24 protein-coding genes are annotated in these 24440 nt (G+C 69.6%); 15 read left to right on the top strand and 9 right to left on the bottom strand.

Translation table 11 applies throughout. The annotated features are described in order from the left end of the window. The first annotated feature begins 275 nt into the window (after positions 1–275). Positions 276–875, top strand: a complete 600-nt coding sequence (ccmA, locus tag ASD59_RS10775; protein ID WP_055831641.1) for a heme ABC exporter ATP-binding protein CcmA — start codon at positions 276–278, stop codon at positions 873–875. Next, on the top strand, positions 872–1537 hold the full coding sequence (ccmB, locus tag ASD59_RS10770; RefSeq protein ID WP_055831640.1) for a heme exporter protein CcmB: 666 nt from the start codon (positions 872–874) through the stop codon (positions 1535–1537). Before ccmA ends, ccmB begins: the two co-directional genes overlap by 4 nt. A gap of 103 nt (positions 1538–1640) precedes the next feature. Here the strand turns inward: ccmB and ASD59_RS10765 are convergent, their stop codons facing one another. After that, entirely contained in the window at positions 1641–1865 is a 225-nt protein-coding gene (locus ASD59_RS10765; protein WP_055831639.1) for an alkylphosphonate utilization protein, read from the bottom strand. Positions 1866–1996: 131 nt separating this feature from the next. On the opposite strand from ASD59_RS10765, the gene ccmC reads away from it, so the two are divergent. The 5 genes from ccmC to ASD59_RS10740 all read left to right on the top strand — a co-directional run bounded on the left by ccmC (position 1997) and on the right by ASD59_RS10740 (position 4550). Continuing rightward, complete coding sequence (gene ccmC, locus ASD59_RS10760) at positions 1997–2716, top strand: heme ABC transporter permease CcmC (RefSeq protein ID WP_055831638.1); 720 nt, start codon at positions 1997–1999, stop codon at positions 2714–2716. Between the two features lies 1 nt (position 2717). After that, positions 2718–2909 (top strand): heme exporter protein CcmD, encoded by a 192-nt coding sequence (gene ccmD / locus ASD59_RS10755; protein ID WP_055831637.1) that lies wholly within the window; start codon positions 2718–2720, stop codon positions 2907–2909. Beyond that, entirely contained in the window at positions 2906–3472 is a 567-nt protein-coding gene (locus tag ASD59_RS10750; RefSeq protein ID WP_055831636.1) for a DsbE family thiol:disulfide interchange protein, read from the top strand. Before ccmD ends, ASD59_RS10750 begins: the two co-directional genes overlap by 4 nt. A 34-nt stretch (positions 3473–3506) precedes the next feature. After that, a complete protein-coding gene (locus ASD59_RS10745; RefSeq protein WP_055831635.1) occupies positions 3507–3731 on the top strand; it encodes a hypothetical protein in 225 nt (74 codons plus the stop codon). 63 nt (positions 3732–3794) lie between these two features. After that, positions 3795–4550, top strand: coding sequence for a DUF1223 domain-containing protein (locus ASD59_RS10740; RefSeq protein WP_055831769.1), 756 nt, complete (start codon positions 3795–3797; stop codon positions 4548–4550). Positions 4551–4553: 3 nt separating this feature from the next. Here ASD59_RS10740 and ASD59_RS10735 read toward each other — a convergent pair whose 3' ends face one another. Next, a complete protein-coding gene (locus tag ASD59_RS10735; RefSeq protein WP_055831634.1) occupies positions 4554–5627 on the bottom strand; it encodes a phosphotransferase family protein in 1074 nt (357 codons plus the stop codon). Next, complete coding sequence (gene glpK, locus ASD59_RS10730; RefSeq protein ID WP_055831633.1) at positions 5624–7129, bottom strand: glycerol kinase GlpK; 1506 nt, start codon at positions 7127–7129, stop codon at positions 5624–5626. Before glpK ends, ASD59_RS10735 begins: the two co-directional genes overlap by 4 nt. A gap of 249 nt (positions 7130–7378) precedes the next feature. On the opposite strand from glpK, the gene ASD59_RS10725 reads away from it, so the two are divergent. Both ASD59_RS10725 and ASD59_RS10720 read left to right on the top strand, forming a co-directional pair. Further along, positions 7379–8371 carry a threonine ammonia-lyase gene (locus ASD59_RS10725; protein ID WP_055831632.1) on the top strand — a complete coding sequence of 331 codons (993 nt, stop codon included), beginning with the start codon at positions 7379–7381 and terminating at the stop codon, positions 8369–8371. A 10-nt stretch (positions 8372–8381) separates the two neighbouring features. After that, positions 8382–8867, top strand: coding sequence for a MaoC family dehydratase (locus ASD59_RS10720; RefSeq protein ID WP_055831631.1), 486 nt, complete (start codon positions 8382–8384; stop codon positions 8865–8867). Between the two features lie 225 nt (positions 8868–9092). Here ASD59_RS10720 and ASD59_RS10715 read toward each other — a convergent pair whose 3' ends face one another. Both ASD59_RS10715 and ASD59_RS10710 read right to left on the bottom strand, forming a co-directional pair. Further along, the gene (locus tag ASD59_RS10715; RefSeq protein ID WP_055831630.1) at positions 9093–10028 is read right to left on the bottom strand and encodes a Gfo/Idh/MocA family protein; all 936 of its coding nucleotides are present in this window, start codon (positions 10026–10028) and stop codon (positions 9093–9095) included. 9 nt (positions 10029–10037) lie between these two features. Next, positions 10038–11195 carry a DegT/DnrJ/EryC1/StrS family aminotransferase gene (locus tag ASD59_RS10710; RefSeq protein ID WP_055831629.1) on the bottom strand — a complete coding sequence of 386 codons (1158 nt, stop codon included), beginning with the start codon at positions 11193–11195 and terminating at the stop codon, positions 10038–10040. A 165-nt stretch (positions 11196–11360) separates the two neighbouring features. Between ASD59_RS10710 and ASD59_RS10705 the strand changes: the two genes are divergently transcribed. Beyond that, positions 11361–11873 (top strand): D-glycero-alpha-D-manno-heptose-1,7-bisphosphate 7-phosphatase, encoded by a 513-nt coding sequence (locus ASD59_RS10705; RefSeq protein WP_055831628.1) that lies wholly within the window; start codon positions 11361–11363, stop codon positions 11871–11873. A 69-nt stretch (positions 11874–11942) separates the two neighbouring features. After that, positions 11943–12818: an alpha/beta fold hydrolase gene (locus tag ASD59_RS10700; protein WP_055831627.1), complete on the top strand. Its 876-nt coding sequence runs from the start codon at positions 11943–11945 to the stop codon at positions 12816–12818. A 53-nt stretch (positions 12819–12871) separates the two neighbouring features. Here ASD59_RS10700 and ASD59_RS10695 read toward each other — a convergent pair whose 3' ends face one another. Next, on the bottom strand, positions 12872–14932 hold the full coding sequence (locus ASD59_RS10695; protein ID WP_055831626.1) for an NAD(+) synthase: 2061 nt from the start codon (positions 14930–14932) through the stop codon (positions 12872–12874). Positions 14933–15213: 281 nt separating this feature from the next. On the opposite strand from ASD59_RS10695, the gene ftsY reads away from it, so the two are divergent. The 3 genes from ftsY (at position 15214) to ASD59_RS10680 (ending at position 17546) form a co-directional block, all read left to right on the top strand. Next, on the top strand, positions 15214–16149 hold the full coding sequence (gene ftsY / locus ASD59_RS10690; RefSeq protein WP_055831625.1) for a signal recognition particle-docking protein FtsY: 936 nt from the start codon (positions 15214–15216) through the stop codon (positions 16147–16149). Positions 16150–16152: 3 nt separating this feature from the next. After that, positions 16153–16845 carry an inner membrane-spanning protein YciB gene (locus ASD59_RS10685; protein ID WP_055831624.1) on the top strand — a complete coding sequence of 231 codons (693 nt, stop codon included), beginning with the start codon at positions 16153–16155 and terminating at the stop codon, positions 16843–16845. Positions 16846–16922: 77 nt separating this feature from the next. Next, positions 16923–17546 (top strand): MarR family winged helix-turn-helix transcriptional regulator, encoded by a 624-nt coding sequence (locus ASD59_RS10680; RefSeq protein WP_055831623.1) that lies wholly within the window; start codon positions 16923–16925, stop codon positions 17544–17546. A 165-nt stretch (positions 17547–17711) separates the two neighbouring features. Here ASD59_RS10680 and ASD59_RS10675 read toward each other — a convergent pair whose 3' ends face one another. From ASD59_RS10675 to ASD59_RS10665, 3 genes are all read right to left on the bottom strand, one after another. Then, on the bottom strand, positions 17712–19937 hold the full coding sequence (locus tag ASD59_RS10675; protein WP_055831622.1) for a prolyl oligopeptidase family serine peptidase: 2226 nt from the start codon (positions 19935–19937) through the stop codon (positions 17712–17714). A gap of 171 nt (positions 19938–20108) precedes the next feature. After that, positions 20109–22292 (bottom strand): prolyl oligopeptidase family serine peptidase, encoded by a 2184-nt coding sequence (locus tag ASD59_RS10670; protein ID WP_055831621.1) that lies wholly within the window; start codon positions 22290–22292, stop codon positions 20109–20111. 188 nt (positions 22293–22480) lie between these two features. Next, the gene (locus tag ASD59_RS10665) at positions 22481–23296 is read right to left on the bottom strand and encodes a potassium channel family protein (RefSeq protein ID WP_055831620.1); all 816 of its coding nucleotides are present in this window, start codon (positions 23294–23296) and stop codon (positions 22481–22483) included. Between the two features lie 60 nt (positions 23297–23356). Between ASD59_RS10665 and dapF the strand changes: the two genes are divergently transcribed. Beyond that, the gene (gene dapF / locus ASD59_RS10660) at positions 23357–24190 is read left to right on the top strand and encodes a diaminopimelate epimerase (protein WP_055831619.1); all 834 of its coding nucleotides are present in this window, start codon (positions 23357–23359) and stop codon (positions 24188–24190) included. The last annotated feature ends 250 nt before the right edge of the window (positions 24191–24440 follow it).

The raw sequence follows: 24440 nt of genomic DNA, 5'->3' as shown, positions 1-24440 counted from the left end.
GGTTGCACGAACGCGCGGCTTGCGGCGGGGCGCACAGGTCCCCGACGCGCGCGGCGAACGCCTGCTGCGGCGAGGGCGGATATAGCGAGGGTTGCAGGCAAGGTCCATGTATCCACGATGGGCGTGTGGGTATTGAGAAACGTTCGCAGAAACCTTCTCCCTCCCCTTTATGGGGAGGGTGGTCGCGAAGCGACCGGGTGGGGAATTTCAGGCGTACCCCACCCTGTCGTCGCTGCGCGCCGACATCCCTCCCCACAAGGGGTGAGGGAGACCACATGATCACCGCCTCCGCCCTCACCGTCTCCCGCGGCGAACGCCTGCTGTTCCACGACCTGTCCTTCTCGCTCGCCTCCGGCGAAGCCCTGGCCCTGACCGGCGCCAACGGCGCGGGCAAGACCAGCCTGCTGCGCACCCTCGCCGGCTTCATCCGCCCCGACGCGGGGACCGTCGCCTTCGCCGAGGTCGAGCCGGCCGAGGCGCGGGCCAACCATATCCACTGGCTGGGTCATCTCGACGGGCTGAAGACCGGCCGCCGCGCCCGCGAGGAACTGACCTTCCAGGCGCAATGGTCGGGCGCTTCCGCCGACGGGATCGCCGCCGCCGTCGACGTGCTGGCGCTGGAGCCGCTGCTCGACCTCGAGGTGCGCAAGCTGTCGGCCGGCCAGCGCCGCCGCCTCGCCTTCGCCCGGCTGATCGCGGCGCCGCGTCCGATCTGGCTGCTGGACGAGCCCTTCGCGCCGCTGGACGCCCGCTGGCGGGCCGCGCTCGGCCTGCTGATGCAGGCGCATCTCGACAGGGGCGGCGGCCTCATCGCCGCCGTGCACGATCCGCTGCCGCTGCCCGCGCGCGCGCTCGACATCGGAGCCGGGCGATGAGGGCGCTGCTCATCCTGTGGCGGCGCGAACTCGCCCTGGCCTGGGCCGGCGGCGGGGGCCCCCTGCTGGCCTGCGGCTTCTTCCTGTGCCTGACCGTGCTGGTGCCGCTGGCGGCAGGCGGCGATCCGGCGGGGCTGAAACCCGTCGCGGGCGGGATCGCCTGGCTGGCCCTCGCCCTGTCTTCGATCCTGTCGCTCGAGCGCCTGTTCGAGCGCGACCATGAGGACGGCGCCCTCGACCTGATCACCCTCGGCCCCGTCCCGCTGGAGCTGGTGGTCCTGACCAAGGCCAAGGCGCAATGGCTGGCAGTCGGCGCGCCTCTGGCCATCACCGCCCCGGTCGCCGCGGTCACCCTCGGCCTGCCGCCCGCCCTCGCCCCGCTGGTCGGCCTGTCGGCCCTGATCGGCGCGCTCGGCTTCGCCCTGACCGGGGCGCTGGGCGCCGCCCTCGCCCTCGGCGCCAAACGCGGCGGCCTGCTGATCGCGGTCGTGGTCCTGCCGCTGTTCATTCCGCCGGTGGTGTTCGGCGCGGGGGCTCTGGAGCGGGCCACAAACGGGCTCGATCCGACGCCGGCCCTCGCCTTCCTCTTCGCCTACGTCCTGTTCGCCGGGGTGGTCACGCCCTTCGCGGCGGCGGCGGCGATCCGGAACGCACAGGGCTGAGCCTCGTCGCGGCCTAGCCGGAATCGATGGTGAACCCTTCGTGTCCCTGGTGATGAACCCGGGAATGGATCGGGGCCCGGCTTCGCCGGGAAAGGAGGACCGCTCAGGCCTTCTTGACGAACTCCGTCCGCAGCACCAGGCCGCGCACCTTGTCGACATTGGCCTCGATCTCGTCCGTGTCGCCGGTCAGGCGGATATTCTTCACCAGCGTGCCGCGCTTCAGGGTCACCCCGCCCGAGCCCTTGACCTTGAGGTCCTTGATCAGGGTCACGCTGTCGCCGTCGGCCAGGACGTTGCCGTTGGAATCCTTGGTCACATCGTCGGTCATGGCTCGCCTCTTTCCAGACGCGACGCTCTAGCACACGACAAGACGACGGGCTCAACCAGCGCGAAGCGCGATAGCGCACCAGGCCAGCCTCAAGTAGCGCGAAGCGCGATAGCCCACTAAGAACCTCCCTGATGTTCCTCGCCAACCCCGACCGCTTCCTGCGCTTCACCCGCCCGCTGACGCCGGCGCTGTGGGGGCTGGCCGCCGTCCTGCTGACTGTCGGAACCTGGCTCTCGTTCGCCGCGCCCGAGGACTATCAGCAGGGCGACACGGCGCGGATCATGTTCGTGCACGTGCCCGCCGCCTCGGTCGGGCTGATGATCTATGCGGCCCTCGGCGTCTCCAGCTTCTTCGCCCTGGTGTTCCGCCATCCGCTGGCCGACGCCGCCGCGCGCGCCGCCGCCCTGCCCGGGGCCGCCTTCACCGCCCTGGCCCTGATCACCGGCAGCCTCTGGGGCAAGCCGATGTGGGGCGCCTGGTGGGCCTGGGGCGACGCGCGGCTGATGTCGGTGCTGATCCTGTTCCTGTTCTACCTCGGCTACATGGCCCTGCGCGCCTCGATCGACGACGAGACGAAGGCCGCGCGCGCCGCCGCCGTCCTGGGACTGGTCGGGCTGGTCAATCTGCCGATCGTGAAATTCTCGGTCGACTGGTGGAACACCCTGCACCAGCCCGCCTCCCTGCTGAGGGCCGACGGCCCGGCCATGCCGGCCGCCTTCCTCGCTCCGCTTCTGACCATGATGGCGGCCTGGGGCGTCTTCTTCCTCGCCGTCTGGATCACCTCCATCCGCACCGAGATCGTGCGCCGCCGGGTTCTGACCCTTCGCGCCCGCCGCGCCCAGGAGGCCTGAGATGATCGACCTCGACATGGGCGCCTACGCCCCCTTCGTCTGGCCCGCCTGGGGCATCAGCGCCGCCGTGCTGGCGGCCCTCGCCGTCCGGGCCGTGATCGCCGCCCGCCGCTGGAACGCCGAGCTGAAGCGCCTCGACAACGACGCCGCCCCGGCCCCGACAGGGCGAAGCCCGGTGGAGCCCCGACCATGAGCCGCTGGGTCTCCCTCATTCCGCTGGTGATCCTGGCCGCCCTCGCGGTCCTGTTCGTCGGCTGGTCGCTGCAGCGCGACCCGGCGGTCAAGCCCGACGCCCTCGTCGGCCAGCCGGTCCCGGAAACCGTCCTGCCCATACTGAACGGCGTCATCCCCGGACCCGGCCACGTCGACCTGAAGACGGCCGGCGTCGGCAAGCCGATGCTGGTCAATGTCTTCGCCAGCTGGTGCCTGCCCTGCAAGGTCGAGCATCCGAAGCTGATGGCGCTGAAGGCGCGCGGCGTCGCCGTCGTCGGCGTCGCCTGGAAGGACGATCCCGCGGACACCCGTCGCTTCCTCGACGAACTGGGCGATCCCTATTCCATGGTGCTGGTCGACCGCGAGGGCCGCGCCGGGCTTGACCTGGGCATCTCGGGCGCGCCCGAGACCTTCGCGGTCAACGCCATGGGCGAGGTCGCGGCCAAGTCATCCGGCCCCCTCGTCGACGACGCCGAGGTCGAGCGGCTGGTCGACGCCATCCAGGCCCCGCCCCGCCCGCTGCCCACCGCAACACGGCGTTAACCCCTTTTCGACGGTTTTGATTAACCCTGTCGGCATGAGCGCGATTCGTCCCGACCTGATCTCGACCCTGTTCCCGGCGCATCCCGCCGGCGCCTCGCCCGTGCGCGCCTCGCGCTCGGACTTCTTCAAGACGGCGCTCGACGCCGTTCAGGGTCCGCCCGCCGGGCCGACCCTCCGCGCCGCCACGCCGCAGCCGACCGCCGCCGCCTTCGAGGACCGTCCGGCCCGTCCGGGCGCCCTGCTGGACATCCGCGTCTAGATATTCGGCCTTCACGCGAAAATGAGCGGCGCCTTTTCGCCTGCCGTGATTAACCTCGCCGCCATGCGCACAAGGGGCTGGATCATCCCTGCGGCGGCCCTCGCGGCCGCATTGCTGGCGGCGGGGGCGGGAGCCCAGCCGTCGCCGACGCGCGTGGCCCGCCGCGACGCGCCCCCGCCCGAGCCCGTGGTCGTCGAACTGTTCACCGCCCAGGGCTGCGCCGGCTGTCCCGAGGCCAACGCCCGGGTCGAGGCCGTGGCGGGCGAGCCCGGCGTCATCGCCCTGACCTACGCCGTCGACTACTGGGACTATCTGGGCTGGCAGGACACCTTCGCCCGGCCCGAGTTCGCCCAGCGCCAGCGCGCCTATCGCCGGCCGCTGCGGCTGCGCGACGTGTCGACGCCGCAAGTCGTGATCGACGGCCGCCGCCAGGTCGCGGGAGCGAGCGGCGCCGCCCTGCAGGGCGCCATCGACGAGGAGGCCGCGCGCCGCATCTTCCCGCCCGAGATCGAGTTCCGCGAGGGCGGCGACCGGGTCGGCGTCGGCTCGGGTCCGGCCCCCGCCGGCGGGGCCGAGGTCGTGGCCGTGCTCTACACCCCGGGCCCCCAGACGGTGGAGATCGCCCGCGGCGACAACCGCGGCCGCAGCGTGCGCCACACCAATGTCGTGCGTTCGGTCCGGACGCTGGGCGACTGGACCGGCCAGCCGCGCCTCTACGCCCTGCCCACCGCGCGCGATCCGGCCCAGGCGGTCGCCATCCTGGTCCAGGCCAAGGCCGACCGGCGCATCCTCAACGGCGCCGTCCTGCCGCCCGGCTAGGGCTCAGGCCCCGGCCTTTTTCGCGAAGCCCAGGGCCCCGGCGGCCAGCATCGGAACCTGGGCGGCCATGGTGCGGGCGTGGGCGCTGGCGGCGGTGCCGTCGCGCACCCTCCCGGCGATGCCCTGGCAGATGGCCGCCAGCCGGAACAGGTTGTAGGCGAACAGCCAGTCCAGAGTCTCCGGCCTCGCCCCGGTCAGCCGGGCGTAGCGCTCGACCGTCTCCTCGACGGAGGGGATGCCCAGCGCCTTGATGTCGGCGCCCGCCAGACCGTTGCGCGCCGTGGCCGGGATCACCCAGGCGATCAGCAGATAGGAAAAGTCCGCCATCGGATCGCCGAGGGTCGACAGCTCCCAGTCCAGCACCGCCCGCACCTCCGCCGCATCCGGGGCGAGGATCAGATTGTCGAGGCGGAAGTCGCCATGCACGATCCGCGTCGGGCCCGCGGGCGGCAGGGTGGCGGGCAGGAATTCGATCAACCGGTCCATGGCCGGGATCGGCTCGATCTCCGACGCCCGATACTGCTTGGTCCAGCGCCCGACCTGCCGTTCGAAATAGTTGCCCGGCCGGCCGTAGTCGCCCAGGCCGATGGCGGCGGGATCGAAGGCGTGCAGCGCCGCCAGCGCATCCACCTGGGCGTCATAGATGGCCCGCCGCTGCACCGGCTCCATGCCGGGCAGTTTCAGGTCCCACAGGATCCGGCCCTCGACCTTGTCCATGACATAGAACATCGAGCCGATGACGGCATCGTCCGTACACAGAGCATAGGGTCGCGCAACGGGATACCCCTGCCTGTGCAGGGCCGAGATGACGGTGAATTCGCGGTCGACCGCATGGGCGCTGGCCAGCAGCGTCCCGGGGGGCTTGCGGCGCAGCACATAGGTTCGCCCCGGCGTGGCCAGCTCATAGGTCGGATTGGACTGGCCGCCCTTGAACTGCCGCACCGTCAGCGGCCCGGCGTAGGCCTCGACATGGGCCGACAGCCAGCGATCCAGCGCCGCCTCGTCCAGGGCATAGCGGGGATCGACCTCGCGGGTGCCGGAGAAGGTCGCCTGGGCGTCGTCGAGGGGCTGGGTCATGCGTCTTCCGGATGGGCGGCGATGATGGCCGCGCGCACCGCGGCGCGCCAGCCCTTCAGCAGCCGTTCCCGCTCGCCCGCCTCCATTTTCGGCGTCCAGCGCGCCGGCGCCTCGACCGGATGGTCCTCCAGATCGCCGATCAGGCCGACGCCCAGGGCCGCCAGCTTGGCCGCCCCCAGCGCCGTCATTTCCTGGAACGCCGGGCGCTCGACCACCACCTCGCAAATGTCGGCCACGAACTGCATGGCGAAGGCGTTGGCGGTGACGCCGCCGTCGACCTTCAACACCTTGAGCCTCGGCGCCCCGTCCCTGGCCAGGGCGTCCAGCAGGTCGCGGGTCTGGTAGGCCAGGCTCTCCAGCGCCGCCCGCACCATATGCGCCGGACCGCTGTCCCGGGTCAGACCCGTGATCGTCCCCCGCGCCTCCGGCTCCCACCACGGCGCGCCCAGGCCGGTGAAACCGGGGACCAGATAGACGCCGCCGTTGTCCTTCAGCGTCTGCGCCAGCGCCTCCGACTGCCGCGACTCGCTGATCACCTTGAGCCCGTCGCGCAGCCACTGGATCGCCGACCCCGCCGAGAAGATCGACCCCTCCAGCGCCCAGGCCACGTCCCCGCCGACGGCGTAGCCGAGCGTACCCAGCAGCCGGCTGGTCGAGGCCACCGGCGCCGCGCCGACATTGGCGACCAGAAACGCCCCGGTGCCATAGGTGATCTTGGCGTCCCCCGCCTTCAGCGCCCCGTGCCCGACCAGCGCCGCCTGCTGGTCCCCGGCCGCGCCGTGGATCGGCAGGGCGGCGCCGAACAGCGACGGCTCGCAGTCCCCCAGAAGATCGGCGCACCCCCGGATTTCCGGCAGGACCGCCATCGGCACGTCGAACAGGTCGGCCAGATCGGGCCGCCATCGGCGGGTCGCCAGATCCATCAGCGAGGTGCGGCTGGCGTTGGTGGCGTCGGTGACATGGCTGACGCCGCCGGTCAGCTTCCAGATCAGCCAGGTCTCGATGGTGCCGACCTTGACCATGCCCGCCGCGGCCCGGTCCCGGGCGCCCGGAACCGCGTCCAGCAGCCAGGCGAATTTCGAGGCCGAGAAATAGGGGTCGAGGATCAGGCCCGTCGCCGCCTGCACCATCGGCTCATGTCCCGCGGCGGCCAGCCGGCCGGTGGCGGCGGCGGTGCGCCGGTCCTGCCAGACGATGGCGCGGTGCAGCGGCTCCCCGCTCGCCACATCCCACAGGACCGAGGTCTCGCGCTGGTTGGTGATGCCGATCGCCGCGAACCGTCCGACGCCGCCGGCCTTGCGAATGACCTCGCGGCAGGTCTGCAGCGTCGCGGTCCAGATTTCGCCGGCGTCGTGCTCGACCCAGCCCGATTGCGGGAAATGCTGCTCCAGCTCGATCTGGCTCACCGCGACGGGCCGCAGCCCGCCCTCGGGCGCGGCCTCGAAGGCGATGGCGCGGGTGGAGGTCGTGCCCTGGTCGATGGCGAGGATGAGAGACTTCATCGGGCGACGTTAGAACGCCCGCCCCAAACCTCAAACCGTGCATCCCGGCGAAGCCGCAACCCATTGGCCTCGGCCCGCGAGCCCGGTTCATCCCGAAGAACACCAAGGCTCACGAAGGACACGAAGGGGTCGGACCCAGGCACAGGTTTCCTTGTGCCCTTCGTCACCCTTCGTGCCCTTTGTGACGAACCTTCCGACCTTGGGAAGCCCGGCTTTCGCCGGGACAGGCGGACCGGTATGAGTCGGTCCATGCACACCGCCTCCTTCTCCGGCGTTCAGGACGCCGCCCGCCAGATCGCCGGTCACGCCGTCCGCACCCCCCTGATCGAGAGCCCGGCGCTGAACGAACGCGTCGGCGGCCGCGTCCTGATGAAGGCCGAGACCCTGCAGGTGGCCGGGGCCTTCAAATTCCGCGGCGCCTTCAACCGCATCAGCCGCCTGACGCCCGACGAACTGAAGCGCGGGGTGGTGGCCTATTCGTCCGGCAACCACGCCCAGGCCGTCGCCTGCGCGGCGCGATTGATGGGCGCCCGCGCCGTCATCGTCATGCCCGCCGACAGTCCGAAGGTGAAGGTGGACGGCGTGATCGCCTTCGGCGGCGAGGTGCGGATGTACGACCGCTACACCGAGAGCCGCGAGGCCATCGGCGAGGAGATCGCCGCCTCCCGGGGCTCGGTTCTGGTGCGCCCGTTCGACGATCCCTTCGTCATCGAGGGTCAGGGCACGACCGGCCTCGAGATCATCGAACAGGCCAAGGCCGCGGGCGCCGCCCCGCTGGACCAGCTGGTCTGCGGCGCCTCGGGCGGAGGCCTGATCGCCGGCATCAACCTGGCCATGGCCGCCCTGGCCCCGCACGTGCCGGTGATCGCGGTCGAGCCGCGGCACTACAACGACATGCAGCTGTCGATCGCGGCGGGTCAGAGGGTGACCTATGCGCCGGCCCCCGGCACCATCTGCGACGCCCTGATGACCGACCGGCCCGGCGAGCTGACCTTCCCCATCAACCGCCGCGTCGACAGGGTCGAGACCGTGTCCGACGCCGAGGTGGCCGAGGCCGTCCGCTACGCCTTCCACACCCTGAAGCTGGTGGTCGAGCCGGGCGGCGCGGTGTCGCTGGCCGCCGTCCTGGCCGGCAAGGTCGAGACCCGCGGGCGCGCCACCGCCCTCGTCCTGTCGGGCGGCAATGTCGACCCGGCCCTGTTCGCCGCCATCATCGAAGACCGTTTCACCCCGGTCGCCTGAGGAACCGTCCATGAGCCGCACCGAACGCAAGGGTACGCCCACCCCCGTCGCCGACCTGCCCGGCCTGATCGGCCAGGAGGTCGGCGTCAGTCGCTGGATCCGCGTGGATCAGGCCCGCATCAACGCCTTCGCCGAGATCACCGAGGACCGGCAGTTCATCCACGTCGATCCCGTGGCGGCGGCGAAAACCCCGTTCGGGGGCACGATCGCCCACGGCTTCCTGACCCTCAGCCTGCTGTCGGCCATGACCTATGACGCCGTCCCGCCGCTGGAGGGGGTGGTGATGGGCGTCAACTACGGCTTCGACAAATTGCGTTTCCTCGCCCCCGTGCTGACCGGGTCAAACGTCCGTGGACGGTTCAAGCTCCTGTCCGCCGAGGACAAGGGCGGCGGCCGCTGGCTGCTCAAGCACGAGGTCACGGTCGAGATCGAGGGGGCGGACAAGCCCGCGCTGGTGGCGGAATGGCTGGGGATGCAGGTGGTGGGACAGGGTTGATCCTGCATCCCGGCGAAGCCGGAACCGATGCGTCGTGGTTCGAAGCCCGGAGGTTCATCACAAAGGACACCAAGGGTCAGGAGGGGCACGAAGGTATCAGCGCCGGGCACGGGCCCCTTTGTGCCCTTCGTGGAGTCGCTTCGTGTGCTTTGTGATGAATCTTCGGACCGCCGGGCCCCGCCGGAAAGCCCGGCTTTCGCCGGGATGAGCGTTATGGAGGCAGGCCTAGCCCTCCCCCAGACACCGCAACGCCACTTCCAGGTTCCTCAACCCGTCCTCGCCCGTCACCGCCGGGGGCTCGCCGGTGCGGATCGCGTGGGCGAAGGCCTCCAGCTCCTTCTTCAGCGGCTCGGCCGGCCAGCTGTTGACGGCGCGGGTCTGGTAGGAGCCGTCGGGCTGCTGACCGAAATACTCCGTGACCTGACGGGTGATCAGGTCGGCGACCACGAATTTGTTCCTCGTGGCGACCTGCAGGGTGCGCACCTTGTAGGGCGTGACCCAGTTGGTCGTGATGTGGGCGATGGTCCCGTTCTCCAGCCTGAACTGCAGCAGGGCCGTGTCCTCGCGCTCGGCCTTGGTGCGGGCCAGCTGGGGCTGGACCTCGACGATCTCGGACTCCGTCAGATGACGGATGATGTCGATGTCATGCACCGCCAGATCGATGACCACCCCGACCTCGCCCATGCGCGGCGGGAAGGGTCCGACGCGGGTGATCTGGATCGAGATGACGTCCTCGCCGTCGATGGCGCGCTTGACCGCCTCGACCGCCGGATTGAAGCGTTCGACCTGGCCGACCATGAGCACGCGGTTGTTGGCCATGGCCGCGTCGATCAGGCGCCGGGCGTCGGCGACGGTGGCGGCGATCGGCTTTTCGACCAGCACATGCACCCCGGCCTCCAGCAGGGCGACGCCCAGGTCGGCGTGGTGCCGGTTGGGCGTGGCGACCACGGCGGCGTCCAGACCGGCGGCGATGAAGTCCGCCGCCCTGGTGAAGGCCGCGGCGTCATACAGGCCGGCCACGCCCCCGGACGTCGCGGCGTCCGGGTCGAAGACGGCGGTCAGGTCGAAGTCGCGGATGTCCGACAGCACGCGGGCGTGGTTGCGCCCCATGACGCCGACGCCGGCGACGCCGATCCTGAGCGGGGGAAGATGTTGGGTCATGCGCGAACCTTAGTCGAAGCTGGCGACCGCCGCGATGATCCTGTCCTGCGTCGCCTCGTCGAGGTCGGCGTGCATGGGCAGGCTGATCACCCGCTGCATCAGCCGTTCGGTCACCGGCAGACCCTGCGGCCCGCGCGGATACCGATCGTAGGCCGGCTGCAGGTGCAGCGGGATCGGATAATAGACCGCGGTCGGCACGCCCTGGTCCTTCAGATGCGCCGCCAGACCGTCGCGGTCCTCGTGCTCGATCGTGTACTGGGCCCAGTTGGAGACGTTTCCGGCGGGCACGTCCGGCACGGCCGCCACGTGCGCGCGCAGACCTTCATTGTAGCGGGCGGCGATGCGGTTGCGCCATTCGATCTCCTGACCGAAGACCTTCAGCTTCTCGATCAGGACGGCGGCCTGGATGGTGTCCAGACGGCTGTTCAGGCCGATGCGCATGTTCAGGTATTTGGGGTCGTGGTCGAAGGTCTTGCCTTCCAGATCGCGCGCCACCGCCTTGCCGTGCACGCGCAGGGAATCGATCATCTGGGCCAGGTCGTCGTCATTGGTCAGCACCGCCCCGCCGTCGCCGTAGCAGCCCAGGGGCTTGGCCGGGAAGAAGCTGGTGGTGGTGATGTCGGCCCATTTCAGCGGATGCTCGCCATCAATGGTGCAGCCGAATCCCTGGGCCGAATCCGCGATCAGTTTCAGGCCGTACCTGTCGCAGATCGCCTTGATGGCCGGGTAGTCGGCGGGCTGGCCGAACAGGTCGACGGCGATGACCACGCGCGGCTTCAGCCGGCCTTCCTTCAGTGTCGCCTCGATGGCCGCCTCGAGATGGCCGGGGTCCATGTTGTAGGTCGTGGCGTCGACGTCGATGAACACCGGCTCGGCGTCGAACCACGGCACGATCTCGGCGGTGGCGGCGAAGGTGAAGCTGGGCGTGAAGACCGCATCGCCGCGCCCGATCCCCCAGGCCATCAGCGGCAGGGCCAGGGCGTCGGTGCCGTTGGCGCAGCCCAGGGCGTGTTTCGCCTGGCCGAAGGCGGCGAGGTCGGCTTCGAACTGGCGCACCTGCGGCCCCATGACCCAGGCGCCGGCGACGACGGCCTCCTGCACCGCGGCCTCGATCTTGCCGTTCAGGCGAAGGCGCTGGGCCTGCAGGTCGATGAAGGGGATGGTCATGGCGGCTTGGTCCTCCGGTCGCGCATGGCGAAAGCGACGCCGCCCCGGAGGGCGACGCTTTGGTCGCGCCTCCTACCAAATCGGACGCCGCCACGCCAAACCGCCGCCCGTCACTTCGCGTGACGGGTTGCAACGAGGGTGTACGGCGCCGTATGCGCAACGACCATGACCACCGGCGTTCCCGCCGTGTTTCTCGATCGCGACGGCGTGCTGATCGAGGACACCGGCTATCCCCATCTGGAAGAGCATCTGCGCCTGACGCCCGGCGCGGGCGAGGCCGTGCGGCGCCTGAACCAGCTGGGCTATCTGTGCGTCATCGTCACCAACCAGTCGGGCGTGGCGCGCGGCCTGTTCACCGAAGAGCAGATGAAGGCGTTCAACGCCCTGATCGTGCGGCGGCTGGCGGCCCGGGGCGCGATCATCGGCGCCGTCTACGCCTGCCCCTTCCATTCCGAGGGCCGGGTCGAGGCCTGGATCCATCCGGACCATCCCGACCGCAAACCCAATCCCGGCATGATCCTGAGGGCCGTCGCCGATCACAATATCGACCCGGCGAAGAGTTTCCTGATCGGCGACCAGGCGTCCGACCTGGAGGCCGCCCGGCGCGCCGGCGTCCCCGGCTTCCTGTTCGAGGGCGGAGATCTGGACGCCTTCGTCCGGGACCTGCTCGGCCATTAGCCGCAGCCCCGGCTGTGGGATTTCCTTCCCTGATGAAATAAGCTGGGGTCTGACCGCCCGGAGCCTCGCATGACCCAGACCTTCGCCGACCGCCGCTGGACCAGCGCCGACGGCCTCAGCCTCTACGCCCGCGACTATGCGGCGGCGGCGGGTCCCGCGAAACTGCCGGTCATCGCCATCCATGGGCTGACGCGCAATTCGGCGGATTTCGACGCCATCGCCCCCCTGATCGCCCAGAGCGGCCGCCGGGTCCTGGCCGTCGACATCCGCGGCCGCGGCCGGTCCGACCGCGCGCCGGACCCGATGACCTACCAGCCCGCGACCTACGCCCAGGACGTGCTGGCCCTGCTGAACCAGTCGGGGATCGAGCGCGCCGTCTTCCTCGGCACCTCCATGGGCGGCCTGATCACCATGGCCCTGGCCGCCATCCGTTCGAAGGTCATCGCCGGCGCCATCCTCAATGACATCGGCCCCGAGGTGGCGAAGGAGGGGCTGATGCGCATCGCCGCCTATTCCGGCCAGCCCGTCGACACCCCCGGCTGGCCCGAGGCCGCGGCCTATGTGAAGACGATCAACGCCGTCGCCTTCCCCCATTATACGGACGCCGACTGGGACGCCTTCGCCCGCCGCACCTTCAGGATCGGGACCGAGGGCGCGCCGGTGCTGGACTATGATCCCGACATCGCCGTGCCGATCCGAGCCGCCGGCGCGAAAGCCCTGGTCCCCAACCTGTGGCCGATGTTCAACCGCCTGGCCAGGGGCCGTCCCGTCCTGCTGGTGCGTGGCGAAAACTCGGACCTGCTGAGCCCCGGGATCGCGGCGAAGATGCGCAAGCGGGCCCCGAAGATGGACTATGTCGAGGCCCCCGGCATCGGCCACGCGCCCATGCTGGACGAGGCCGAGGTCAAGGCGGCGATCTTCCCGTTCCTGAACGAGCTGCCCTGAACGAGGCAGCAGGCAGCAGCAGATCGGGCCGCTCTATTCCTGCTGCATGATCCCTAATCCGGAACGTTGGCGTCCAGCTCGTCCAGCCACACCCGCGCCGTGGCGTCGGACGGCGCGCGCCAGTCGCCGCGCGGCGACAGCGAGCCGCCGGTCACCACCTTGGGCCCGTTGGGCAGGGCCGAGCGCTTGAACTGGCTGGTCTGGAAGAAGCGGAACAGGAATTTCCGCAGCCACGCCTTGATCACCGGCAGGTCATAGGCGACCCGCTCGGCCTCCGGCGTGTCCGCCGGCCAGTGGCCGGTCGCCGCGTCCTTCCACGCCTGGTGCGCCAGATACGCCACCTTCGACGGCCTCAGCCCGAAGCGGGTGACGTAGAACAGGAAGAAGTCGTTCAACGCATAGGGGCCGACGGTCTCTTCCGTGGACTGAATCTTTCCGTCCGCGCCTGCGGGCACCAGTTCGGGCGAGATTTCCGTGTCGAGGATGGCGCGCAGCGTCGGGCTGGCGTCCGCGCCGACCAGTTCCTTCGCCGCCACCCAGCGGATCAGGTGCCGGATCAGGGTCTTGGCCACCCCGCCGTTGACGTTGTAGTGGCTCATGTGGTCGCCGACGCCATAGGTGGCCCAGCCCAGCGCCAGCTCCGACAGATCGCCCGTGCCCAGCACGAAGGCATGGTGCCGATTGGCCAGGCGGAACAGATAGTCCGTCCTCAAACCGGCCTGCACGTTCTCGAAGGTGATGTCATGCACCGGCTCGCCCATGGCGAACGGATGGCCGATGTCGTTCAGCATCCGGGTCGCCGCCGGACGGATGTCGATCTCGGACCCAGTGATCCCCAGCGCCTTCATCAGGGTCCAGGCGTTGGACCTGGTCCCTTCCGAGGTGGCGAACCCGGGCAGGGTGAAGCCCAGGATGTTCGACCGCGGCAGATTCAGCCGGTCGAACGCCCGGCAGGCGACCAGCAAGGCCTGGGTCGAATCCAGCCCGCCCGAGACGCCGATCACGACGCGCTCGCCGTTGGTCGCCTTCATCCGGCGCATCAGGCCCTGGACCTGGATGTTGAAGGCCTCGTAGCAGTCCTGGTCCAGCCGCGCCGGGTCGTCGGGCACGAAGGGGAAACGGTCCAGCGGACGGATCAGGTCGCCGGAAGCGCGCCCGCGCCCGGCGTCGCGAATGGAAACGTCGATGAAATCGCCCGGCTTCACCTCTCGCCGCGTGCAATCGGCGAAGGTGCCGTTGCGCTGGCGTTCGAGGCCGATCCGCTCGACGTCGATGTCGGCGATGGTCAGGTGGCTCTCCATCGAGAACCGCTCGCCCTCGGCCAGCTTCGCGCCCAGTTCGTGGATCGTGGCCTGTCCGTCCCAGGCGAGGTCGGTGGTGCTTTCGCCCCAGCCCGAGGCGGTGAAGACGTAGGCGGCCATCGCCCGCGCCGATTGGCTGGACGACAACATGGCCCGGTCGTCGGACTTGCCGATCACCACATTGGACGCCGAGAGGTTCAGCAGGATGCGGGCGCCGGCGAGCGCCTGACGGGTCGAGGGCGGAAGCGGAGCCCAGTAATCCTCGCAGATCTCCGCGCCGAAGACGAAACCCGGCCGGTCCTCAACGCTGAAGATCAGATTGGCGCCGAAGCCGGTGCAGAAGCCGGCCAGATTGCAGCCGCTGCCGGAATACAGCTCAGGCGAGGCGGCGGAGAACCAGCGCTTCTCATAGTACTCCCGGTAATTGGGCAGGTAGGTCTTGGGGACGACGCCCCAGAGCCAGCCGTGGGACATGACCACGGCGGTGTTGTAGAGCCGCTCCTCGTGCCGGACGGGGGCGCCGATGACGGCGATGACGCCGACGTCCTTCGTCTCCTGGGCGATGCGGTCGATCTGCCGCTCGACCTCGTCCAGCAGGGCCGCCTGCATCACGAGGTCGTCGATGGCGTAGCCGCTCAGCGACAGCTCCGGAAACACGATCAGGTCCACGCCCTGCGCGCCCGCCTGACGGATCAGGGCGATGTGTTCCTCCGCATTGGCGACCGGGTCGGCGGTGTGCACCACCGGCGTCGCGGCGGCCACGCGGACGAAGCCGTGGGCGGCGGGGGAATGGAACGGGTGGGGCTTGGTCAAGGGCGGGCTTCCTGGCTCAGGGCGTTCTAGCGTGACAACGCGCGGCGGTCACTCCTGGCGCCCCCCCGATCCCGGCTCCCGGACCGTTATCCTCGGGCTTGACCCGAGGATCGGACCGTCCGGCGCTCCGTCGTTGAACGTGGGGACCCACCCGCGTGGCCGTCTCAACCGCATAGCCCGGCCCGACGTCTGATCCTCGGGTCAAGCCCGAGGATGACGGAAGGAGGGAAGGCGACGCGAGATAACGTGACGCGCCCGCATTGCCCCGCTAAAGCCAACCCATGAACGACACGCCGAAAAAGGGCTGGCTCTCGCGCCTGAGCGAGGGCCTTTCCCGCTCCTCGAAACAGATGACCGAGCAGGTCGTCGCCGCCTTCGTCAAGGAACCGCTCTCCGAAGCCGCCCTCGACCAGCTGGAAGAGCACCTGCTGGAGAGCGATCTGGGGCCGGCCGCGACCGACCGCATCGTCGCCCGCTTCCGCGAACTGCGCTTCGGGACCGGCGCCAACGAGCGCGAGGTCAAGGAAGCCCTGGCCGAGGCCGTCGCCGCCGAACTGGTCAACCACGAGGCCCGTTACGAGCCCTTGTCGGGCCCCCGCCCCTTCGTCACCCTGTTCGTCGGCGTCAACGGCTCGGGCAAGACCACCACCCTCGGCAAGATCGCCGCCGACCTGACCGGCCAGGGCGCGAAGGTGATGATCGTGGCCTGCGACACCTTCCGCGCCGCAGCCCGCGAGCAGCTCAAGGTCTGGGCCGAACGCGCCGGCGCGACCTTCGAAAGCCGCCGCGACGGGGCCGATCCCGCCGGCCTCGCCTTCGACGCCTACACCCGGGCCCGGGCCGAGGGCTATGACGTGGTCCTGATCGACACCGCCGGCCGGCTGCAGAACAAGTCGGCCCTGATGGACGAACTGCTCAAGATCGTGCGCGTGCTGAAGAAGATCGATCCGGAGGCCCCGCATGAGACCCTGCTGGTGCTCGACGCCACCGTGGGCCGCAACGCCCTCGCCCAGGAACAGATCTTCGGCCGCACCGCCTATGTCTCCGGCCTCGTCATGACCAAGCTGGACGGCACGGCGCGCGGCGGCGTTCTGGTGCCCGTCGCCCAGGCCTCGGACGCCCCGATCAAGCTGATCGGGGTGGGCGAGGGGATCGACGACCTGCAACCCTTCGACGCGCGGGCCTTTTCAAGATCACTGGTGGGGCTTGAGGACTGACGCATGAATGACGCCGAGACCCTGCCGCCGCCGGCGCCGAAGGAGTCCCGCCTGCGCCAGGCGGTCGATTTCAGCGGCCTGCTGGCCTTCGGCCTCGCCTTCCTGGTGATGCGTCTGCGCGGCCTGGACGGCGACGCGGCCCTGGTCAACGCCACCTGGTTCCTCGTCGCGGGCTCCGCCATCGGCGTCGCCATCGGCCTGATCGTCGAGAAGCGACTGGCCCTGCTGCCCCTGCTGGTCGGCGGATTCGCCCTGGTCTTCGGCCTTCTGACCCTGTTCACGGGCGACGGCCTGTGGGTCAAGCTCAAGGTCACCATCCTCAACACCTGCCTCGCCATCGCCCTGCTGGGCGGCCTGTGGCTCGGCAAGCAGCCGCTGCGGGCCCTGCTCGGCACGGTGATCCCGATCAATGACCGGGCCTGGCGCGTCCTGACCTTCCGCTACGGCCTCTTCTTCCTGGCGGTCGCCATCGTCAACGAACTGGTGCGCAGCGAGGCCCTCGTCGGCTGGGCGGCCGCCCGCATGGGCCGCGGCGACATCGATCCGGCCGACGTCTGGGTCAGCTTCCGCGGCGTGCTGTGGGTCGCTTCCTCGGTGTTCGGCCTGTCGCAGATTCCGCTGATCATGAAAAACCTCACCTCGACCGACGCCCCGGTCGATCCCATGGCGCCGGCCGAGCCGGACCGGGCGCCGTGAACCGCCGCCGGATCGTCCGTCGTCAAACCGTAAAACGCGGCTGCTAGCTGTAGCGTCACACCGAGGGGATACGGTCCATGGTCAAGTCCGGAAACAAGGCGAAACGCGGCGGCGGACTGGGCGCCTCGCCCAGCCATCTGATGCACCGCGTGCTGCAGCTGGCGCTCGACATCTATTCCGAAGAGACGGGCGCGGACGGCCTGACCCAGCGTCAGTTCGCCGTGCTTGAGGCGGTCAGCCACAAGTCCGGCCTGACCCAGACCGATCTGGTCCGCGCCACCGGGATCGACCGCTCGACCCTGGCCGATCTGGTCTCGCGCATGACGACCAAGGGTCTGCTGGACCGCGAGAAGTCGGCCATCGACGCCCGCGCCAAGGCGGTGCGGCTGTCCGTCGCCGGTCAGGCCGCGCTGGACGCCGCCCGACCGAAGGTCGAGGCCGCCGACAAGCGGATCATGGCCCTGCTGCCCAAGGGCAAGCGCGACGGCTTCCTCGACCTGCTGGCCGAACTGGCCGGCGAGGCCGACGCCGCCCCGGCCAAGGCCAAGGCCGACGCCCGCGCCGCCAAGAAGGCCGCGCGCGAGGCGAAGAAGGCCGAAAAGCTGGCGAAGAAGGCGGACAAGCCGGCCAAACTCCCCAAGGCCGAAAAACCGGCCAAGGCCCCCAAGCCGAAGAAGACCAAGGTGGTGGAACCGGCCTGACGGGCGGGCCCTTCCCCCATTTCGGGGGAAGGTGGCAGGCGAAGCCTGACGGATGGGGGCTCTGCCCGCATCCAGACCGGTGGGCGCAAACGCGCCGCCGGCAGCCCCCGTCCGAGCCGCTCCGCGGCCCACCTTCCCCCCGAGATGGGGGAAGGCCGGTTTGGCTCAATCCATCAGCTGCTGGCTCAGATACACATAATGCCTTGCCCACCGCCTCGCGTTGGCGACCGGGTCGGCGTCATTGGAATGCCCGCCTGACGTCTCTTCGTAATACAGATGGTCGTGCCCCTGCTCGGCCAGGCGGGCGGCGAATTTGCGCGCATGGCCCGGATGCACCCGGTCGTCGCGCGTGTTGGTGGTGATGTAGACGCGCGGATACTCCGCCTCCGGACGAAGCTGCTGATAGGCGGAATAGCGGGCGATCCAGGCCGCCTCCTCGGGGATGCGCGGATCGCCGTACTCCCCGATCCACGAGGCCCCGGCGGGCAGTTCGTGGTAGCGCAGCATGTCGATCAGCGGGCTCTCGATCACCGCCGCGTTGAACAGCTCCGGATGCTGGGTGATCGACACCGAGGTCAGGACCCCGCCGTTCGACCGGCCGTAGATGCCGGTGCGGCGCGGCGAGCTGATCCCGCGCGTCTGCAGGTCCCGCGCCACCGCCGCGAAATCGTCGAAGGCCAGCTGCCGGTTTTCCTTCAGCACGCCCTGGTGCCAGGCCGGCCCGAACTCGCCCCCGCCGCGGATGTTGGCGTTGACGTAGACCCCGCCGTTCTCGAGCCACAGCTTGCCCATCTCGGGGATGTAGATCGGCGGCTTGGACACCTGGAACCCGCCATAGCCATAGATGATCGTCGGGGCGTGCCCGTCCATGACCAGGTCCTTCGGCCGGACCACGAAATAGGGGATCTTCGTCCCGTCCGACGACGTCGCCTCGAACTGCTCGACCACATGGGTCGAGGCGTCGAAGCGGGCGGGCGCGGCGCGCAGAACCTCGGCGGTCCCGGCCCGCGCATCGGCGAGAGCGAGCGTCGAAGGCGTCAGGAAGCCTTCATAGGAATAGAAGATGCGGCCCGACTCCCGGCTGGACGAGCCCAGATGAACGGCGGCGTTTGCCGGCGCCGGCAGGGCGGTTTCGGGCCAGCCGAATTCGCCGCGGTTCTGGAACACGGCCGTCCGGCCACGGACATTGTCATAGATGCTGGCGACGATCCGATCGTCCATGACCGCCACATCCTCGACCGACTGACGGGCCGTCGGGGTGAACACCGTCTCGGCGGCGTTGGAGACGATTATCTCGTCGGGTCCGAGCGGACGAAGCTTGTCGATGACGACCGCCATCAAGGCGCCGGCGGGAATCACGTCGTCGTCCCGGCTCCACGCTTCGTCGAGCGTGAGGACCAGCCGCCCATCCATCATGCCGCGAATGCTGACCCGCTCGGGCAGGCTCAGTTTCACCGGTGTCCCGTCCACCAATTCCCACGTCTCGCTGCGGAAGGTGTCGAGCGGCCGGTTGATCAGCACGCCAAGCACGATCCCGTCCCTGTCGCGATAGACCGACGGGCTGACCCCATACCCCCCGTCGCCGATATCCCCGCGATAGACCTCGGTCGCCTGCGCCAGCGTCTGGCCGCGCTTCAGCGACTTGACGATGAAGGGATAGCCCGACTCCGTCAGCGTGTTCGGCCCGAAGTCCGTGGCCACCAGCAGCGTGTCCCGGTCCAGCCATTCCAGCCGGTGCTTGCCCTCGGGCAGGATGAAGCCGTCCTCGACCCACAGCCCCGTAGACGTATCGAACTCGCGCACCACCACCGCGTCCTTGCCGCCGTCGGACAGACTGACCAGGCAGCGCGTCTCGTCGGGCGCCAGACAGTCCGCGCCCTTCCAGACCCAGTCCCTGCCCTCGGCCCGCGACAGGGCGTCGATGTCCAGCATCGTCTCCCACCGGGTGTTCGCCGAGCGGTAGCTGTCCAATGTCGTGCGCCGCCACACGCCTTTCGGATTGGCCGCGTCCTGCCAGAAATTCCCGATCCCCTCGCCGAGGAAGCTCGGGCTCGGGATCCGGTCCGTCGCCGTCAGGATCGCCTCGGCCTGCCGGCGGAACGGCTCATAGCGCCGGTCGCCCTCCAGCGCCGCCAGCGCCCGCCGGTTGGACTCCGCCACGAAGGCCATGGCCTCGGCTCCGTTGACCTCTTCCAGCGCCAGATGGTCGTCGGCGGCGCGCACCCCGGCGGGGGTCAGGTCGGCCGGCATGTGCGGCGGGGGAGCGGCCGGCATGACGGACGGAACCTCGGCGATATCCAGCGGCCGGATCGGAACAACCGGATCGGGCCCGGCGGCGCAGGCCGCGAGCACAAGCGCCGGGATCGCGGCGGCCAGGATCAGGTGACGCATTTTCAACTCCGCTCATCCCGGCAACCCGACGGGCGGCGCGTAGCAGCCAGCCGGGACCCAGACCTTTGGGCGATCGGCGCCGCCCACGCTTGCCGTCTCTCGATCCCAGCCGCCGATGCCTCACGAAGGCGCTGGGTCCCGGCTTGGCCGGGATGAGCGTATGGTCCCGGGCTATTCCGGCGCGGGAATCTGCGTGTCCATCAGCCGCCGCGTCAGATAGGTGTATTCCAGCGCCAGGCGCCGGGCGGTCTCGCGCAGGTTCGCCCCCGCCGCATGGCCCCCGTCGGTGTTCTCGTAGAACAGCACCGGATAGCCCAGCTCCTCCAGCCGCGCCGCCGCCTTGCGGGCGTGGCCCGGATGGACGCGGTCGTCCTTGGTCGAGGTGTGGATGAAGACCTCGGGGTAGGGCTGGTCCGCGCGCAGGTTCTGATAGGGCGAATAGCGCTCGATCCAGGCCCGCTCTTCCGGCACGTCCGGATTGCCGTACTCGGCCATCCACGAGGCCCCGGCCAGCAGCTTGTGGAAGCGCAGCATGTCGAACAGCGGCACCTGGATGACCGCCGCGTTGATCAGGTCCGGCCGCTGGGTCAGCATCGCCCCCATGAACAGCCCGCCCTGCGAGCCGCCCATGATGCCCAGCTTCGGCTGGCTGGTCACGCCGCGCGCGATCAGGTCCAGCGCCACGGCCTGATAGTCCTCGTGCGCCCGCTGGCGGTTCTGCTGCAGCGCCGCCTGGTGCCAGTTGGGGCCGAACTCGCCGCCGCCGCGGGTGTTGGCGATGACATAGACGCCCCCGCGCTCGAGCCACAGCTTGCCGACCGTGGCCGAATAGCCGGGCAGCAGCGACGACTGGAAGCCGCCGTAGCCGTACAGCAGGGTCGCGTTCGAGCCGTCCATGGCCATGTCGCCGCGATGGACGACGAAATAGGGGATCATCGTCCCGTCGGCGCTGCGGGCCTCGAACTGGTCGACCGTCATCCCCTCGGCGTTGAACTTGGCCGGCAGGGATTTGGTCAGGTCCGCCTCGCCCGTCGCCGCATCGGCCAGGAACAGGCTGGAGGGGTTCAGATAGCCGGTGACGCTGACGAACACCTGGTCGTCGCGCTCGCTGGCCGAGCCGACGCCGACCGAGACGTTCTGCGGCAGGTCCAGCCGGGTGCGGCTCCATTCGCCGGCCGGGTTGGGCTCATAGACATAGACCGAGCCGCGCACGTTCTCGTACAGGGCCACGACCAGTTTGTTGCGGGTGTTGGAGATGCCCTCGATGGCCTCGCGCGGCCCGGGGCGGATGACCAGCTGCGCCTGCACGGTCGGGTCGGCCATCCAGGCCGCCAGATCATAGGCGATGACGTCGCCGGTCTTGAATTCCTGACCCGACGGCGCGGTCCAGTCCTGATCCGTGGTGAAGACCATCTGTCCACGGACAAGCGCATTGATGTTGGACTTGGCCGGCAGCTCCAGCTTCGTCGTCGTGCCGTCGGCGTTCAGCCGGTGGGTCTCGCCCTCATAGAAGCTGACGCCGCGGTTGATCAGGGTCGCCCGCACCACGCCGTCCGCGTCGCGCAGCGTATAGCCCGAGACCGAGACATCGGTCGGCTGGCCGGTGAACACCGTCTGGGCCTGATCGATCGTCTGGCCGCGCTTCAGCACCTTGACGATCATCGGATAGCCCGAGCTGGTCAGGGTGCCCGGGCCGAAATCGCGCGCGATCAGCAGGGTGTCCGCGTCCACCCACGACGCCCCGCCCTTGGATTCCTCGAGCACGAAACCGCCCTCAACCCAGGTGCGGGTGGCGCGGTCGAACTCGCGGATGGTCACCGCATCCTTGCCTCCGTCCGACAGGGAGACGAGGCAGCGGGTCTCCTCGGGCGGCAGGCAGGTCGCGCCCTTGTAGACCCAGTTCTTGCCCTCGGCCGCGGCCAGGGCGTCGAAGTCGAGGATGGTCTCCCACTGCGGCGCCTCGGTGCGGTAGCTGTCCAGCGTCGTGGTGCGCCAGATGCCGCGCACATGCTCGGCGTCCTGCCAGAAATTGTCGATCGTGCCGTCGTGATTGAAGCCCGGCGACGGGATCCGGTCGCGCGACTGGACGATCTCCAGCGCCTGCTGGTGCAGGGTCTGGAAGCGCGGATCGCCGCGCAGCACGCCCAGCGAATGCTCATTGTGGGCGTTGACCCAGGCCATGGCCCGCTCGCCGTCGATCTCTTCCAGCCACAGGTAGGGGTCGGTCGCGTCCGAGGTCGCGAAGCCGCCCGAACTCCCGGCGACGGCCGGGGCGGGAACGGAGGTCTGGGCCATGGCGGCGCTCGAAAGGGCGGTGGAAGCGAGAAGCGCGGCGAGCGCGGCGGTGCGGATCATGTGGTGTCCCCGACGGAAGTCGGGCGGCACCTTACCGGGCGACGGGCCCGCCACAAGCTGGAGCGGACGGAGGTTACGGCTTTGTCATGTTGGAAGGGGGTCCAGGTTCCAGGGGCCAGGTTCTCGGGAAGAAGATCGACGCCGCCCCAACCCCTGACCCCTGGCCCCTGGAACCTGGCCCCTCCCCTTCACGCCCCCTCGTCCGGGATGCACAGAATCTCCCCGCACGCCTTGCAGTGCACCGCGTCCGGATCGTGTTTCTGCAGGCCGCAGACGGGACAGGGAAACCGGATCTTGTGCGGCTTGAAGATGGTCTGGGCCAGACGCAGGAACAGGGTGATGCCGGTCAGCATGACCACGATCGACAGCACCCGGCCCCAGTTGCCGGGCAGGGTGATGTCGCCGAATCCGGTCGTCGTCAGGGTCGCAACGGTGAAATACAGGGCGTCCAGATAGCCGCTGATGCCGGGATGGCTGCCGCGGAAGGTGGCGTAGACGAAGCCGGTCACGACGAAGATGAAGGTCACCAGCGAGGCCAGCGCCCGGGTGATCTCCTCCACCCGCGTGTCGTCGTATTTGCGCCCCACCGTCCGCCAGAAGAACTCCGAGTTCAGCAGGGTCCACAGCCTGAGCAGGCGCAGGAAGCCGAAGTTGAACAGCCAGGCCGGAAACAGCAGGGTCGCCAGCACGAACAGATCGATCCAGGTTCCCGGCTTCTGCAGCCAGTCCCTCAGATCGGTGTGGGCATAGGCCCGCGCCGCCAGATCGGCCGCCAGAACGGCGGCGACGACATAGTCGATGACGTAGAAGACCCGCCCCGCCTCGTGCAGGATCGGGGCGACCAGGAAGAAGCCGATGATGGCGAAATCGATGGCGATGACGGCCAGCCGGAACCGCACCGCCAGCGGCGACGCGCCGTGATAGAGATAGCGCAGCCGGGCCCGCAGACGCAGACCTTCGGCCTTGACGGGAGCCGGTTTGGACGCGGGAGGGGCGGGGCTCATGGCCCCGCTTAACGCGGTTCCCTCGCCTAAGGTCCAGTCCGTCTCTATATCGGGTCTGCGATGACCCGATCCTTCGTCAAGATGAACGGCGCCGGCAACGACTTCGTCGTCGTCAATGCGCTGGAGACGCCGTTCGCGCCGACGGCCGATCAGGCGCGCGCCATCGCCGACCGCGAGACGGGCGAGGGCTGCGACCAGCTGATCGCCATCGAACCCTCCTCGACCGGCGACGCCTTCATGCGGGTGTGGAACGCCGACGGCGGCCAGGTCGAGACCTGCGGCAACGCCCTGCGCTGCGTCGGCTGGCTGCTGATGGAGTCGACCGGCAAGGACCGCGTCGTCATCGACACCCTCGGCGGCCCGACGACGGCCCGGCGCGAGAGCGACGGCCGGATCACCGTCGACATGGGGGCGCCGCGGCTGGACTGGGCGCAGATTCCGCTGGACGAGGAGATGGACACCCGGGGCATCGAGCTTCAGGTCGGACCGATCGACGACCCGGTTCTGCATACGCCCGGCGCCGTCTCCATGGGCAATCCCCACGTCGTCTTCTTCATGGATCACGCCCCGAACGACGGCTTCGTCCGCGGCACGGGTTCGCTGATCGAGCATCACCCGCGCTTCCCCGAGGGGGTCAACGTCGGCTTCGCCCATGTCGTCGCCCCCGATCATATCCGCCTGCGCGTCTGGGAACGCGGCGCGGGCCTGACCAGGGCGTGCGGCACCGGCGCCTGCGCCGCCCTCGTCGCCTGCGCGCGCCGGGGCCTGACCGGCCGGTCGGCCACGGTCGAGGTCGACGGCGGCGACCTGTCCATCGTCTGGGACGAGGCGACCGGCCATGTGCTGATGACCGGCCCGGTGGTGGTGGAACGGACGGGGACGCTGGCGGTATAGGCCGCCCGCTCTCCCGCGTGAAACCGCCCCTCCAACCGTGCATCCCCGCGAAGGCGTGACGCTGCTCGCCGGATCTATAGTCGGGTTGGCGGGAAAATATCCTCCCCGATCAACTGCTTCCGCTTTTCCCAAACTCTATTGTCAGCACCGCCTCCCGGCGGGCCCATAATATCTGCATCCCGTCGCGGGGGAGGGCGTCTGGCGCCAGGGCCATCAACGTGCGGCGGGGTGCGAACGAGCGGGAAACGTC

Origin of the sequence: Brevundimonas sp. Root608 (assembly GCF_001427825.1) — a bacterium.
Lineage (GTDB): Bacteria > Pseudomonadota > Alphaproteobacteria > Caulobacterales > Caulobacteraceae > Brevundimonas.
The sequence above is the reverse complement of the archived record's forward strand: the minus strand, read 5'-3'. Positions and strand labels throughout refer to the sequence as shown.

What these genes read in the sequence shown, in the direction of transcription:
- ASD59_RS10720 (WP_055831631.1), top strand. Translation starts at nt 8,382, where the DNA reads ATGAGCCGCACCGAACGCAAGGGTACGCCCACCCCCGTCGCCGACCTG.
- ccmC (WP_055831638.1), top strand. Translation starts at nt 1,997, where the DNA reads ATGTTCCTCGCCAACCCCGACCGCTTCCTGCGCTTCACCCGCCCGCTG.
- ASD59_RS10710 (WP_055831629.1), bottom strand. Translation starts at nt 11,195, where the DNA reads ATGACCATCCCCTTCATCGACCTGCAGGCCCAGCGCCTTCGCCTGAAC.
- ccmA (WP_055831641.1), top strand. Translation starts at nt 276, where the DNA reads ATGATCACCGCCTCCGCCCTCACCGTCTCCCGCGGCGAACGCCTGCTG.
- ASD59_RS10675 (WP_055831622.1), bottom strand. Translation starts at nt 19,937, where the DNA reads ATGCGTCACCTGATCCTGGCCGCCGCGATCCCGGCGCTTGTGCTCGCG.
- ASD59_RS10680 (WP_055831623.1), top strand. Translation starts at nt 16,923, where the DNA reads ATGGTCAAGTCCGGAAACAAGGCGAAACGCGGCGGCGGACTGGGCGCC.
- ASD59_RS10765 (WP_055831639.1), bottom strand. Translation starts at nt 1,865, where the DNA reads ATGACCGACGATGTGACCAAGGATTCCAACGGCAACGTCCTGGCCGAC.
- ASD59_RS10735 (WP_055831634.1), bottom strand. Translation starts at nt 5,627, where the DNA reads ATGACCCAGCCCCTCGACGACGCCCAGGCGACCTTCTCCGGCACCCGC.
- ccmB (WP_055831640.1), top strand. Translation starts at nt 872, where the DNA reads ATGAGGGCGCTGCTCATCCTGTGGCGGCGCGAACTCGCCCTGGCCTGG.
- ASD59_RS10750 (WP_055831636.1), top strand. Translation starts at nt 2,906, where the DNA reads ATGAGCCGCTGGGTCTCCCTCATTCCGCTGGTGATCCTGGCCGCCCTC.
- ASD59_RS10740 (WP_055831769.1), top strand. Translation starts at nt 3,795, where the DNA reads ATGCGCACAAGGGGCTGGATCATCCCTGCGGCGGCCCTCGCGGCCGCA.
- ftsY (WP_055831625.1), top strand. Translation starts at nt 15,214, where the DNA reads ATGAACGACACGCCGAAAAAGGGCTGGCTCTCGCGCCTGAGCGAGGGC.
- ASD59_RS10685 (WP_055831624.1), top strand. Translation starts at nt 16,153, where the DNA reads ATGAATGACGCCGAGACCCTGCCGCCGCCGGCGCCGAAGGAGTCCCGC.
- ASD59_RS10725 (WP_055831632.1), top strand. Translation starts at nt 7,379, where the DNA reads ATGCACACCGCCTCCTTCTCCGGCGTTCAGGACGCCGCCCGCCAGATC.
- ASD59_RS10665 (WP_055831620.1), bottom strand. Translation starts at nt 23,296, where the DNA reads ATGAGCCCCGCCCCTCCCGCGTCCAAACCGGCTCCCGTCAAGGCCGAA.
- ASD59_RS10670 (WP_055831621.1), bottom strand. Translation starts at nt 22,292, where the DNA reads ATGATCCGCACCGCCGCGCTCGCCGCGCTTCTCGCTTCCACCGCCCTT.
- dapF (WP_055831619.1), top strand. Translation starts at nt 23,357, where the DNA reads ATGACCCGATCCTTCGTCAAGATGAACGGCGCCGGCAACGACTTCGTC.
- ASD59_RS10700 (WP_055831627.1), top strand. Translation starts at nt 11,943, where the DNA reads ATGACCCAGACCTTCGCCGACCGCCGCTGGACCAGCGCCGACGGCCTC.
- ASD59_RS10715 (WP_055831630.1), bottom strand. Translation starts at nt 10,028, where the DNA reads ATGACCCAACATCTTCCCCCGCTCAGGATCGGCGTCGCCGGCGTCGGC.
- glpK (WP_055831633.1), bottom strand. Translation starts at nt 7,129, where the DNA reads ATGAAGTCTCTCATCCTCGCCATCGACCAGGGCACGACCTCCACCCGC.
- ASD59_RS10705 (WP_055831628.1), top strand. Translation starts at nt 11,361, where the DNA reads ATGACCACCGGCGTTCCCGCCGTGTTTCTCGATCGCGACGGCGTGCTG.
- ccmD (WP_055831637.1), top strand. Translation starts at nt 2,718, where the DNA reads ATGATCGACCTCGACATGGGCGCCTACGCCCCCTTCGTCTGGCCCGCC.
- ASD59_RS10745 (WP_055831635.1), top strand. Translation starts at nt 3,507, where the DNA reads ATGAGCGCGATTCGTCCCGACCTGATCTCGACCCTGTTCCCGGCGCAT.